This is a genomic window from Dyadobacter sp. OTU695, from assembly GCF_038440355.1.
Taxonomy (GTDB): Bacteria; Bacteroidota; Bacteroidia; order Cytophagales; family Spirosomataceae; genus Dyadobacter.
In genome coordinates, this window is the sequence record NZ_JASATN010000009.1 from 209780 (window position 1) to 223819 (window position 14040).

At 50.7% G+C, this 14040-nt stretch carries 10 protein-coding genes; 6 read left to right on the forward strand and 4 right to left on the reverse strand.

The genetic code is table 11. The features are described 5' to 3' along the window. Positions 1-33: 33 nt before the first annotated feature. From AAHB90_RS18165 to AAHB90_RS18180, 4 genes are all read right to left on the reverse strand, one after another. Complete coding sequence (locus tag AAHB90_RS18165; RefSeq protein WP_342086615.1) at positions 34-1083, reverse strand: ABC transporter ATP-binding protein; 1050 nt, start codon at positions 1081-1083, stop codon at positions 34-36. Next, positions 1080-2132, reverse strand: a complete 1053-nt coding sequence (locus tag AAHB90_RS18170; RefSeq protein ID WP_342086616.1) for a FecCD family ABC transporter permease — start codon at positions 2130-2132, stop codon at positions 1080-1082. Before AAHB90_RS18170 ends, AAHB90_RS18165 begins: the two co-directional genes overlap by 4 nt. Next, the gene (locus AAHB90_RS18175; protein ID WP_342086617.1) at positions 2129-3298 is read right to left on the reverse strand and encodes an ABC transporter substrate-binding protein; all 1170 of its coding nucleotides are present in this window, start codon (positions 3296-3298) and stop codon (positions 2129-2131) included. The genes AAHB90_RS18170 and AAHB90_RS18175 overlap by 4 nt, the downstream gene beginning before the upstream one ends. Before the next feature lie 67 nt (positions 3299-3365). Further along, positions 3366-3755, reverse strand: a complete 390-nt coding sequence (locus AAHB90_RS18180) for a DUF5618 family protein (RefSeq protein ID WP_342086691.1) — start codon at positions 3753-3755, stop codon at positions 3366-3368. A 228-nt stretch (positions 3756-3983) separates the two neighbouring features. On the opposite strand from AAHB90_RS18180, the gene AAHB90_RS18185 reads away from it, so the two are divergent. The 6 genes from AAHB90_RS18185 (at position 3984) to pdeM (ending at position 13776) form a co-directional block, all read left to right on the forward strand. Then, positions 3984-6614: a TonB-dependent receptor plug domain-containing protein gene (locus tag AAHB90_RS18185; RefSeq protein WP_342086618.1), complete on the forward strand. Its 2631-nt coding sequence runs from the start codon at positions 3984-3986 to the stop codon at positions 6612-6614. Positions 6615-6656: 42 nt separating this feature from the next. Continuing rightward, positions 6657-7766 carry a ligase-associated DNA damage response exonuclease gene (locus AAHB90_RS18190; protein WP_342086619.1) on the forward strand — a complete coding sequence of 370 codons (1110 nt, stop codon included), beginning with the start codon at positions 6657-6659 and terminating at the stop codon, positions 7764-7766. After that, the gene (locus AAHB90_RS18195; RefSeq protein WP_342086620.1) at positions 7763-9361 is read left to right on the forward strand and encodes an ATP-dependent DNA ligase; all 1599 of its coding nucleotides are present in this window, start codon (positions 7763-7765) and stop codon (positions 9359-9361) included. The genes AAHB90_RS18190 and AAHB90_RS18195 overlap by 4 nt, the downstream gene beginning before the upstream one ends. Positions 9362-9495: 134 nt before the next feature. Then, entirely contained in the window at positions 9496-10602 is a 1107-nt protein-coding gene (locus AAHB90_RS18200) for an ATP-binding protein (protein WP_342086621.1), read from the forward strand. An 80-nt stretch (positions 10603-10682) separates the two neighbouring features. Next, entirely contained in the window at positions 10683-13145 is a 2463-nt protein-coding gene (locus tag AAHB90_RS18205; RefSeq protein ID WP_342086622.1) for a ligase-associated DNA damage response DEXH box helicase, read from the forward strand. After that, positions 13135-13776, forward strand: a complete 642-nt coding sequence (gene pdeM, locus AAHB90_RS18210; RefSeq protein ID WP_342086623.1) for a ligase-associated DNA damage response endonuclease PdeM — start codon at positions 13135-13137, stop codon at positions 13774-13776. Before AAHB90_RS18205 ends, pdeM begins: the two co-directional genes overlap by 11 nt. Positions 13777-14040: the final 264 nt, after the last annotated feature.

Below are 14040 nucleotides of genomic sequence, written 5' to 3' on the forward strand. Positions count from 1 at the left end.
CGCAAACTAACTATTTCGTCGCAAAGAACCGCATTAGCTCGCCGCGCCGGACCTCGATTGCGCCGGGAAAAGGAGGTGTATTTGCGTAATAAGTGCCTGAACCGAAGAAACTTTGAAGGTCTGGTTTTGAAAGATTATTTCGGCTTGAAAACCATTTTCGGCATCGACTACCCTGACGAGGCAAGCGGCATCGCGGTACCTGCTGATACCAAGCCCATTCCGTTGCAGCGCCCGTTTCGCCCAAAAAAGCGGTCCTTCCGGTCCTTCGAGGTAAATCTGAGCATTGTCGATGGGTTGATGAATGATAAATGTGCCGGTAGCGCGGTCGAAAGAAAAGCCGCTGCGGGCAAATGTAGCTTCGAATGCGCCGTTCAGCACCAGATCTTCGGGTAATCCTGCCAGAAGGGATCCGTCCGGGTGCATTAGCCAAAGCTCGTCGGCGGTTTGTAATGCAAGATCCAGCTCGTGCGTGCTAAGCAGGATCGCCTTGTGCGCGGTGCGCGCGAGCGTGTGCAGGAGACGCATCATTTCGACACGGTTCGGCAGGTCGAGATGGGCCGTAGGTTCGTCGAGCAGGATCACCGGCGTGTCCTGCGCAAGCGCGCGGGCGAGCATTACTTTTTGCCTTTCGCCGTCGCTTAATTGGTGCATATGCCGACCGAGCAGCGGGGTAATGCCAGTTTGTTCAATGCTTTGGGCTATTTTGAAATTATCGTCCCTTGTCAGTGACCCCAGCCAACCGGTATACGGCGTGCGTCCCAATGCAACCACTTCCCGCGCAGTGAGGTTGCCGGCTTCGATCCGATCGGTCAGCACGAGGCTGAGTTTTTGGGCGAGTTCGGCGGGCTTTAAGGTACCCAGCAGTTGGTCGCCTATCCTGATTTCACCTGCCAATGGCGGTTGCAGGCCGCTCAACGTGCGCATTAAAGTCGATTTACCTGCGCCGTTTGAGCCCAGCAGGCACACCATATTGCCTGCACGAAGCTGTATGTTTAGCCCCACCGCAACGGTCCTTCCCATGCCGGACGACCGGTAGCCGATGGCCAGTGAACGGGTTTCTACTATGGCTGTCTGATTGTTCATGAAAACGAAGAACGCAGGTTATTACGTCGGATAATAATCCAGATTACCACGGGAGCGCCCAGTAAGGATGTTACGACGTTGATCGGGATTACGGTTTGTGTACCGGGCAGTTGTGCGATGATGTCACAGAGCAGCAGCAATACAGTGCCGGTGAGACAGGTCGCCGGGATGAGTACCCGGTGGTTGGATGTGCCCAGCAGCGAGCGGGTGATATGCGGGATAGCGATGCCTACGAAGCCGATCGGCCCGCAAAAAGCCGTGACGCTCCCGGTAAGCAGGCTTGTACTGAGCATGATCAACAGGCGTGTCCGCCCGACGGTAAGTCCCATGCTCCTCGCGTAATTCTCACCGAGTAACAGCGCATTGAGCGATTTGGACGAGGCGAATGCCAGCAACAAACCTGCAACGACCACCCCGGACAGTACATACAAATGGTAACCGGTAACACCGCCCAGCGACCCGAACGTCCACATAATATACTCCTGCAACTGCTCGGGCTGGCTGAAATATTGCCATATACTGATGATCGAGAGTGTGATAGTGCCGATCATAACGCCCACGATGAGCAAGATTACATTGTCGCGGATGCGCCCTGCGATGAGGAGAATAAGCGCCAGAACCCCGGCCGAGCCCAGCGAGGCCATTCCGATGATGAGCCAGCTTCCTGAAATCCCCAACTGGCTGATCGCATACATGCTTGCGCTGCTTCCACCTGCGAGCATGACGGCCGCTACACCCAGGCCCGCGCCCGCGGTGATGCCGAGCTCCGATGGCCCGGCCAGCGGGTTACGGAAGAGTGTCTGCATTTGTAATCCGCTCACGGAGAGACCACAGCCGGCAAGGATAGCGGTAATGGATTTGGGCAAACGTATTTTTTCAATGATAAAAAGCCAAGCGCGGTTTTCAGATTCGCCCGTTGTGACGATCCGGAATATTTCTTTGAATGGTATGGCCACCGAGCCTAGCATAATGTCCAGGCAAAACAGGGCGATGGCAAGCATCCCCAGAAAAAATAATGTCCAGCTTCTGTTTTGAGTATGCTGTATCATTCGGGAAGCTGTTTGTAGTAAACCAACTGATGTCCGGGAAGCAGATCGGGATGGAAAATCCGGATCATATCGGCCAGTACCGTATGCGGGTTTACACAGCCTGATTCGAAGAAATCGTTAGAGCCCCGGTCGCTCACGAGACGGTTGTAACTGTATAGCCTGCCCGTTTGGGTGGCTTTGAAATCGGCATAGCGGGCGTCCTGTGCGATGATGCTTTTTCGCGTGTCGCGGCTGTCGAAGCCGACATTGAGCCAGTAATCCGCTTTCAGGGCAAATGGGTATACGGCCTCAAAACTGAGGGGAAGGCTGCCTGTTTCAGGCGTATCGTACCATTGATAGTCGGCCCCGGCGTCCCTGAAGAAACGTGCCATGAAGCTACCGCCCGCGGGCATGAACCATGCATCCTTGGTGTTCAGGCCGGATAATACCGTCGGTTTCTGGGTTGCTTTCCCGGCCAGGGCTGCGAGCCGCTCATATTCGGATGCCACCTGTGCAAATTTTTCGTTCACAAGCTCCTCCTTATCCAGTAATGCGGCCATGAGTTTCACCCATTCGGCGCGGGCCAGGGGTGTTTGCTCCACCCATTCCGAGTTGATCAGCACAGGTATCCCGGCTTCTTTCAGTGTACGGTAATGGTCCATCTTGCCGCCGGGATTGCCGACGGTCATCGCCAGGTCGGGCCGCATTTCGACCACCTTCTCGTCATTCAGGCCCTGGTCGCGGCCCACTTCCATTATTTTCCCTGCATTGATGAGCCCGATAACCTTTGGGGAATAGACATATTGCAGGTTGCCGAGACCAGTCAGTACATGCTCCGCATCCAGAAAACCCAGCAAACCGATGTGCATCGACGACATTGCCACGAGGCTTTTGACCGGTATTTCAATGCGTTGGGCGCGGGGATATCCGTTTGTAGGAGTTGCTCCTTTTTTTTGTAAAATATATTGCAAAGTATCGCCCTGTCCGCCGAAAGGATTAATAATATTGACCAGTTTAAAGTCTTTGAAATACTTTATCTCAAATCCCCGGGCATGGTGAATTTCGGTTTTGACAAACTGCGTGACTGTATCGGCTGGTGTCGTCTGATCGTGCTGTTCATTGCCGGATGACGTGCAGCCCTGGAAGAGGAGGGCCAGCAGTATGAACAGGATGGAGATTTTGGACATGGAGTATAATGGGTGAATGAGTGAATGAGCGAATGGCAAATTGTTGACCCGCTCATTCAAAATTAGCTCAAATATAACTCAGCATTTGTTTCACTCCATTCATTCCTTTCTGCATTGTATCCACTGATCGTGTTCCGTGATAATAGCCTGCCAGATGCAATTCATCATACACACTGGCAAGAATTCTAAGCAATTTCTTATCGTACTTTCTTAGCCGCGTCATATAGTCCTCGATGCTCTTCGGTTTCACGAAATGAATGCCCTCTTTTTGCCGGAGATATTCATCCAGAATAAGCAATGCAGCCGAGTAAGCTGTACCGGCGGCCATTTTAACATATTTGACATCGGCATACAAACCATCCTTTTTGCCTGCTTTTTCGGACAGGATTTTGCGTGCGTTTTCCAGGTAGCGTTCGGCTTCCTGTGCGGGGGGTGAGGGAAAGATCGTGTTGTTCAGGTCTTGCCATCGTGTTGGTTTATCTAACCTTTATACGAACACTTTCGCGTAAAGTAACATTCAAGTTGCGAATAAATTTCAGAAGCTTTTGCGGCGGGGGGAGAAATTGTATTTTTGATGAACTGAAATGATATATAAGTTACATTACCTCTATCGTTAATGAAGCATTTTTACCCTTCGTTTACTGTTTGCAGTATTCTCTTTAATCTTCTTGTTTTATTCCAAAATTTGCTGCAAGCCCAGTCTGCACCTGATTCTTTGAAAGCGGATTCCGTACAGAAAGCCAGCTTGCCGATTCTTTCCGGTAATTCCGCATGGACGAGCCGAAGGATTGTTCAAAATGAACAGAAGCTGATTGCCGCTACACCCGAACAACTGCTAGCCGGGCAAATGGCGGGCGTGCGCGTAATCGAAACTAACGGTGCACCTGGTGGGGTTTTTTCGGTGCAGATCAGGGGCGCGGCGGCATTGGCAACTTCCAACGAGCCGTTGTATATCATCGATGGTATTCAGCAGGAAAGTTTTAATGCGGATTTTGCGCTGAACCAGCTAGGTCCAAGCTATCCTTCCAGCGCTCCGAACGTGCTTTCGATTATTAATCCCTCGGACATCGAATCGATTGAAATAGTGAAGAACGGCTCTGCGATTGCTATGTACGGAAGCCGGGCAGCATATGGTGTCGTGTTGATCCGTACTAAAAGAGGCCGAACGAACGGGCTTCACGTGGATTTCGAATCGACGGCTTCCATTCAGCGGAAAAGGCATGCGCCGGACATACTGAGTACGGCGGATTTTAAAGTATTTCAAAAAAGGCTCGAATCGCTGTATCCCCGGCAGGCGCAGCTGACGAAATACCTGGAAGACCCTTCTTTTTCCTACAAAAGCATCAACTGGATCGACGAAGTTACTCAGACAGGCACCGCAATCCGGCAACAGTTAGGCGTGAGCGGCGGGCTGGATTTTGTAAGGTTTTCGGTGCAGGGAAATCTTTCTGACCAGAAAGGTGTGGTGAAAAATAGTGGGTATGACCGCAAAAGTGTACGGGTTAATCTTGATTTTAACTTCTTTAAAAAACGGCTCCGCTTCGGGACAAGCACCTATTATGCCAAAGCAAGGATGGATATGCGAGACATCCGGCCAGCCTACGGAGCATTACCTTTCGGGCCACCAAACAATGCAGACGGATCACCGGCTCCGATCAAGATAGGGCTCTGGCCCCGGGAAAACCCATTGGTTGAAATAGAAAGAACAGCCGAACAGACAGACATAGGACAGCTTTTTACCTCACAATATCTTGAAATCGCGATTATACAGGGACTGACCTTAAAGGCGCAATACGGGATTTCCGGCTATAAGCAGGATTATAACATGGCCTTTCCGCACTCCCCCTACGGAACGCATGCATTTATAGATCATCATCAAAATACGCTGGATGCTACGCTCAGCTATCGCTATGCCTGGAGAAACAATGTATGGAAGATTTCGGGAGGCTATGCGAAACAGAAATTCGACAAAACCGTCGCAGAGGCGCACGGGAGGGATCAGGATTTGGTAAACTATTGGCTTGAACAGGCCAGGGACCACATCATTATACCGGGCCCGGGACCGACAATTCCTTTTTCTTACTCCTATTTCAGAAGAAAGTCCGACGCTAAATCGCTCTTTGCTCAAACCTCGTTTTCGACCGGTGGATGGGATTTCCATATAAATGCGCGAAAGGATAGCTGGATAAATAGCTTCGGTTCGATTGGCGGGAGCATTGGCTGGCTTGTACCGGACAAAAGCGGTCGGCTGGCAAAAATAGGTATCAACTCGCTCCGGTTGATAGCCGACTATGGCCACGTCGCGCCGACATACGGCTTGTGGCTCGGTACTTCCGGATCCAAAAGTTTGAGACTGAGCCGGAATATGATGAGCATAGGGAGCGAACTTAGCATGCTCAATGGAAAACTTCGCGTAGAGCTGGATATTTTTAATCAGGTTACGAATAATCAGGTGTATGAGGACAGAATATATCTGCCGGGAGGTGAGAGCATAGGATTCAATTCCAGTGTGAAAGGTCTGTATAGCCATGGGATCGAAATATCGGCTTCCGGGGAAGTGCTTCGGAAAAAGGACCTGGTTTGGAAGGTTTCCGGCAATTTCACGGCAATGGCGAACCGGATCAGGAAGCCGCTGGATTTTTTTGGTTTCGCGAAAGATGGGGATAAAACTAACCAGCCGGTGGGTGGCTGGTTTGTACCTGGGGTCGTTGGCGTTTGGAAAACCCCGCAGGAGATTCTCGACGCGGGATATCCGGAGAGCCGCGTTCAGGAATTATTGGGTATGACCAGGGAACCGGTGGGTGCCGAAGGACCAAAACAGAGCGGAAGTGCATTCCCCAATGTATTCTGGGGCCTTTCATCGACACTCGACTGGCGGCGGTTCGACGTATCCCTTCTGATCCGCGGTGAACACGGACAAAAGATATATAATTCGGCAGATCAGTCATTACACGCCGGTTTTCTGACAAACACCACTTATTATACCATGGAAGATGCCTGGGCTCCCGATCGCCCGGACAATAATTTCCCACGCCAGGGCATAGATGCTACGTCTGGAAACCGATTCTGGTACTTGCAAAAGGGCGGATTCGTGAGATTGCAAAACCTCGCAATTGGCTATACTTTACCTATTTTAAAAGAGAAAAGCGTACGCGTATTTCTGAGCGGACAAAACCTGATATCCTTAACGAAATACAAAGGCTGGGACCCGGAAGTGAGCCATTACGGCCAATCCATTCAGCAACGTGGTTACGACTATGGCGCGTATCCCCGCGCGATGACCCTTTCTTTGGGTGTTCAACTGCGTTTATGGTGAGGGAAATAGCTCGTTTGGCATACTTTTGATAAATTCCCGGGTATGCCAAAACAGCCACTCTTACAGTTTACGGGAAAAAGCATTTACTGTGCCGTTGCCGACGTCCACATAGATCCATGGATGCCGGTTGGCCGGGCGATCATCACGCACGCGCACAGCGACCACGCAAGATGGGGAAGCCGGCATTACCTCGCCCACAAGGATAGCGAGCCGATTTTGCGGCTGAGGCTGGGGCAGGACATTAACCTGCAGACAGTTCGCTATGGCGAGAAATTCATGATCAACGGTGTGAAGTTCTCATTGCACCCGGCGGGCCATATTATAGGTTCCGCGCAGGTTAGGGTGGAGTATCAGGGCGAAGTTTGGGTGGCGAGCGGAGATTACAAGCTGGAAGACGATCATTTTGCAACACCTTTTGAACCAGTGAAATGCAATGTGTTCATCACCGAATCCACATTCGGGTTACCTATTTATAAATGGCAGCCGCAGCAACAGGTTATGTCGGAGATCGACAACTGGTGGGCACAGAACCGCGCCGAGGACAAGGCTAGCGTGCTGATGGGCTATTCGTTGGGTAAAATGCAGCGGATTTTGAAAAATATCGAGTTGCAGGACACTGTCATTTATGCCCATGGGGCCATTTACACGGTGAACGAACGCTTGCGTGACGCTGGTTTCGAGCTGCCGGCGCTTACATTGGTTACCAGGGAGACAGATCGAAAATTGTTCAGGGGCGCGCTGGTTCTGGCACCACCTTCGGCAGATGGAACTACCTGGATCAGGAAGTTTGCTCCCTATTCGGTCGGTTATTGTTCGGGCTGGATGGCATTAAGGGGCGCCAAGAATCGCCGGGCGGTCGACCAGGGTTTCGTATTGAGCGATCACGTCGACTGGCCCGATCTGAACCGGGCCGTGAAGGAATCCGGTGCCGAAAAAGTGTACGTCACGCATGGTTATACCAGCATTTATGCGCGCTGGCTCAATGAAAATGGCATTGAAGCGGCGGAAGTTAATACGATGTATGGCAACGAGGATGAAAATGAAGAGGAAGAAACCGTGCAGGATGCCGCAGCAGGGCAGGATGCTTATCAGGGGCATAAGCAGGAGCTTGATGGAGAAGTGAATGCGGATAAAGACGGTTTAGCGCTATGAAACAGTTTGCAGACCTCTTCATGAATCTCGACCGTACGAATAAAACCAATGCCAAGGTCGATTTGCTGAAAAACTACTTTCTGACCGCTTCGGATGACGATAAGCTATGGGCATTGACATTGTTCACAGGTCGCAGGCCGTCGTTTAAGGTCAACCGTACGCAGGTGAAGGAATGGGCGGCCGAGGAAGCAGGCATTCCGATGTGGCTTTTTCAGGAGAGTTACCATAGTGTAGGGGATTTGGGAGAGACCATTTCGCTGCTTTTGCCTCGTACGAGTAGCGGCGGCTCCGATAAATCGCTTTCCGAGTGGTTTCGCTACCTGGCTATGCTGCCCGGCATGACAGACGAGGAGAAGCGCGATCATATTATTCAGGCATGGATGCAGCTTTCGCAGCACGAGACATTTGTGTTCAACAAACTACTCATGGGGAGTTTCCGCATTGGGGTTTCGCAGACTTTGGTAGTCCGCGCACTGGCGGAGGCCACCGAAACAGATTCCAATGTGATCGCCCATCGGGTAATGGGGCAATGGGACCCGCTGGGAACCACTTTTGAACAACTCATACTCGACAAGGGCGAGAACGACAATGCTTCGCGTCCGTACCCGTTTTTTCTCGCATATCCGATCGAAGGTGATGTCGCCGACCTGGGCGAGGCAAGTGACTGGTTTGCGGAATGGAAATGGGACGGCATTCGTTCGCAGATCATTTACAGGAATAAAGAGCTGTTTATATGGACAAGAGGCGAGGAATTGTCTACTGAAAAATTCCCCGAGCTGCATTTCCTGAGCGACGTTCTGCCTGATGGTACTGTGCTTGATGGAGAAATTGTAACCTTTACCAATGGTCGTCCGATGCCTTTTAATGTACTGCAAACCCGCATTGGACGGAAAAATCTGTCCAAAAAGGTGTTGGAAGAAGCACCGGTAGCTTTTTTGGCCTATGATATGCTCGAAGCAAACGGCGTTGATATTCGGGGGCTCACGCAGGAGCAGCGTCGTGCCCAGCTGGAAGCGGTACATGCCAACGTGCCCGTGCAAAGCTATTTTAACCTGTCGCCGTTGATCGACTTTAAAGATTGGCAGGCCCTGCGCGACCTTCACCCGCAATCGCGCGAGAATATCGCGGAAGGGTTTATGATTAAGCGGAAAGCTAGCATTTACCAGGTCGGTCGTAAAAAAGGCGACTGGTGGAAATGGAAAATAGATCCACTGAGCGTTGACGCGGTACTTATATATGCCCAAAAAGGCTCCGGCCGCCGCGCCGAGCTTTTCACCGACTACACCTTTGCCGTCTGGGGCGACGACGGCAAGCTGGTTCCATTCGCGAAAGCTTACTCGGGCCTCACCGATGCGGAAATCGGGCAGGTGGATTATTTTATCAAACGCAATATCCTGGAAAAATTCGGACCCGTTCGTACCGTTAAGCCTGAGCTGGTTTTTGAAATCGGGTTTGAGGGAATCAATGAATCGACGCGGCATAAATCGGGAATTGCCGTGCGGTTTCCCCGCATTTTGAGATGGCGGAAGGATAAGAAGGCGGAGGAGGCTGATAGCTTGGGGAGCTTGCGGGAGATTTTAAATAGTTATAAATAATTTAGTTTGTATATAACTATTTTACTTTTTACTATGCAAATTTAATATTTCATGTTAGATTTGCATAGATGATTAAGCGCCGACTTGAAACTAGAATTAAGGAGGCTTTGACAAAAAGCGCTTCAATAGCTCTGATGGGCCCCCGTCAGATAGGGAAAACTACAATCGCCCTGGACGTCGTGGATTCTACCCCGGCATTATATCTGGACCTAGAAAGCCGCCTGGATCTGGAAAAGGTTAGAGATGTTCGCGCATTTTATGAAGCCAATAAAGACCGGCTGATTGTTCTCGACGAGGTTCAACGGATACCGGAGCTTTTTACGGAATTACGGGGGATTATCGATCAGGAGAGACGAAGGGGAAACAGGTCAGGACTGTTCCTTTTCCTTGGATCGGCTTCTATTGATCTACTTCAACAATCGAGTGAGTCGCTTGCAGGCCGTATTGCCTATCTGGAACTTTTCCCCGTCGATGTCCTGGAATATGCATTAGATGACTTTCAGCAAGTCAATATATTGTGGCTTCGCGGAGGATTTCCGGAAAGTTTGTTGGCAGCTTCCGATCGCGACAGCCTGGAATGGCGGCAGGATTTTATCCGGACTTATCTCGAACGTGACATTCCGCAGCTTGGTCCACGTATTCCGGCAGCAACTTTGGAGCGATTCTGGACGATGCTCGCACATAACCAGGGGAGCGTGCTGAATGCATCACATTTGGCGAGGAATCTGGACGTCTCCGGTGTGACCATCAGCCGGTATCTGGATTTGATGGTCGACTTGCTCCTGGTGAGGCGCTTGCAGCCATGGGCTTCGAATGCGGGCAAAAGATTGGTGCGCAGCCCGAAGATTTACGTCAGAGACAGCGGCATCACACATGCTTTAATGGGGATAGAAACCTACAATAACTTGCTAGCGCATCCTGTGGTAGGGGGAAGCTGGGAAGGTTTTGTGATCGAAAATATCATGAGCGTGGCGCCCGCGCGTATGCAGCCTTATTTCTACCGGAGCGTGGGTGGGGCAGAAGTAGACCTGGTCCTCGAATTTGCCAACGGTGAAAAATGGGCGATAGAAATCAAAAGAAACTCGGCGCCACACTTATCCAAAGGATTTCACATAGCCTGTGAGGACATTCAGCCGGACAAAAAATTTGTGATCTATTCAGGGAATGATACATTTCCAATGGGCGATGGTATTGTGGCCACTTCACTCATTCATATAATGCAAGAGGTAATGGCTGTGTAAGTTGTACCGGAACCTGTGGCACAGAAGTTGGATTGCTTTTACACAACAGTTTTAGTTAATTCAAATCAAAAATTCCTCCCTTGACCAAATCCCGCGGACATAGCATTGTTGAGCAATGGTTTAAAGATAAAAAGTGGAAGTGGGCCGCCTTTCAGAAGGAAGCGGCTGCGGCTTATCTGGCAGGTAAAAGTGGTTTGGTGAATGCACCGACGGGCAGCGGGAAAACTTACTCGCTCTGGCTGCCGATCCTGATCAGGCACATCAATTCGCTTCCCAAAAAGCCGGTAAAGACTAAAAAGGGCCTTCAAGTACTTTGGATCACGCCGCTTCGTGCCCTTTCGAAAGATCTTTTCCGGAATATGGAAATGGCGGCATTGGAAATGAACCTCACATGGCGCGTGGGTATACGTACGGGCGACACGGGTACGCGCGAGCGTAACGAGCAGAAGCGGCAAATGCCCGACGCCCTCATTATCACGCCGGAGAGTTTACACATGCTTTTTACGCAAAAGAACGCATCGGAATTCTTCAAAAACCTGCATACTGTTGTCATAGACGAGTGGCACGAGCTCATGGGCAGCAAGCGCGGCACGCAGACGGAGCTTGCTTTGGCACGCCTGCGTACCATTAACCCGGATTTACAGACCTGGGGTATCTCGGCAACGATCGGAAACCTGGCAGAAGCGAAGCAGGTTCTCCTCGGCATGCAGTTCCCCGAGGAAAACTCCGTGATAGTCAGGGCGAATACCGAAAAGAAGATCCTGGTTGAAAGTATCATTCCCGAAAGAGTGGAAACGCTGCCCTGGTCGGGGTATATGGGGATCAGGCTGGTGGATAAGGTGGTGGAAGTCGTGAACAAGAGCCGCACGACGCTGCTTTTTACCAATACGAGGTCAGGCACGGAGATCTGGTACCGAACGATTATCGAGAAATACCCGGAATTCGCCGGCATAATGGCGCTGCACCACGCCTCACTCGACCGTGAGATCCGCGATTGGGTGGAAGAGGCATTGCATGACGAGCGGTTGAAACTGGTCATATGCACGGCCAGTCTCGATTTAGGGGTCGATTTTCGGCCTGTCGATACGGTTATTCAGGTTGGAAGCCCCAAAAGTATTGCACGGTTTGTTCAGCGGGCAGGTCGGAGCGGGCACCAGCCGGGCGTCGATAGCAAGATCTATTTTTGTCCTACCAATGCATTGGAACTGATCGAAGCCGTATCACTAAGGGAGGGGGTGATCAAGAACATGATCGAGGACCGTCCGCCGGTTGCTCACGCATTCGATGTTTTGGCTCAATGGATGATCACGCTGGCGGTAGGCGAGGGGTTTGATGAAGCGCAGCTTTTCGAGGAGGTTCGGAATGCGTACGGTTACCAATATTTGAACCGGGAGGAATGGGAGTGGCTTTTGGGATATATTACCACGGGTAGTTCGTCGCTCACGGTTTATGACGAATACAAGAAGGTAGAGCGGGTGAATGGTCGCTATGTGGTGACGAGCCGGCGCATTGCCCACCGGCATTTGCTGAGTATGGGTACGATCGTTTCGGAAGTTTCGCTGAAAGTAAAGTTGCAGAGCGGTAAATATCTGGGCGCGGTGGAAGAATCATTCGTTACCTGGATGAAAGCGGGCGACGTTTTCTTCTTCGCGGGCATGAGCGTGGAATTTGTACGGATCCATGAAATGACCGTGACGGTGAAAAAGGCCGAGGGCAAGAAAGGTTACCTCGTCCGCTGGGCCGGTGGACGGATGCCGCTGTCTTCCCAGCTCTCCGCATTCATTCGCGAGCGCCTTGCCGACGCCATTGAAAACCCGCATAAGGAAGTGGAACTGGCCAAAATGCAGCCGCTGCTCGAATTGCAGGCGAAGCGCTCGGTCATTCCCAAAACCAACGAGTTGCTGATCGAGCAATGCGAAACCCGCGAGGGATATCATATCTTTATATTCCCGTTTGAAGGGCGGCTGGTGCATGAGGGTATGTCGATTTTGCTGGCCTACCGCATTAGCCAGTTACGGCCGATCACGTTTTCGGTGGCGATGAACGATTATGGTTTTGAGTTGTTAAGTGATCAGTATGTCGATCTGGCTGAAATCCTGGGTGAAACGGATCTTTTCTCGACCAAACACCTTGTAGACGATATTTACCAGAGCGTGAATGCGACGGAAATGGCGAAGCGGAAGTTCCGGGAGATTGCCGCCATTGCGGGGTTGATGTTTCAGGGTTATCCTGGTAAATATGTCAAGACCAGGCAATTGCAGGCATCCAGTTCGCTGCTCTTCACGGTCATGAGTAAGTATGAGGGCAATAACCTGCTGATCAAGCAGGCATACCAGGAAGTTTTGACCTACCAGCTCGAAGAAGTCCGCATGCGAGAGGCACTCGCGCGGATCGAACATCAGAAAATAGTCATACAACATACCGACAGACCGACACCGTTTTCGTTCCCGATCATGGTGGACAGGCTTCGGGAACAATTAACTTCGGAAAAACTGGACGACAGGATCCAGCGAATGATCAAACAGTATAGTAATGCAGATTGAGATCAGAGGCAACCACTTTATATTATTGACGCAAAGGGCGATTTTTTGGGAGGAAACGCAAACATTACTGATCGGAGACCTGCATTTAGGGAAAATAACGCATTTCAGGAAAGAAGGCATTGCGATCCCTAACAATGCTGCCGCCAACAACTTCCAGCGACTCGACGAGCTGGTCCAACAAACCGGCGCCACACGCATTATTTTCCTTGGCGACCTTTTTCACAACGAATACAATTCCGAGTGGGAAACCTTTCGGGAATGGCGCGACGAGCACCATTATATCGAGATGATCATCGTCATGGGCAACCACGACATCCTGCCTGTAAGCTTGTTGCTTGAATGTAATTTGCAGGTTTATGTAAATGATTATGAGGAAGATATATTCATATTTACACACCATCCAAAAGTGGAATTTGATGCTACCAAATTCGTTTTCGCGGGCCACGTGCATCCGGTTTTCACTTCCTACGGAAAAGGCCGCCAGAGCGTACGGCTTCCCTGCTTCGTCGTCGATAAACACCAGGCCATTCTTCCGAGCTTCGGAGTGTTCACAGGCGGGTACCAAATGGGCCTGGCCGACGATCGGAAAATCTATATCACGACAGAAACGCGGGTTTTTTCTGTTTGTTAAGTATTGATTAAGAGTGTATTGTATCGAAACTGGAAAAATATGGAATCTGATTCCATATTTTTCCAGTTTTGCGTTCCACGGGTATTAATGTGCTGAATTGGTTTGAGTTGCTGAAACGAGGCATTTAAGGCTGCGTTTTGCATCAAGGAGGCTCCATCCGGAGCCCGATGATGTTGTTTGCGGTGACATGCTATAAACAGGCGATTCCTCCGGAATCAATCTTGCATATATTGTTCCGGAGGAACATCCTGTTTCTAGCCGGAA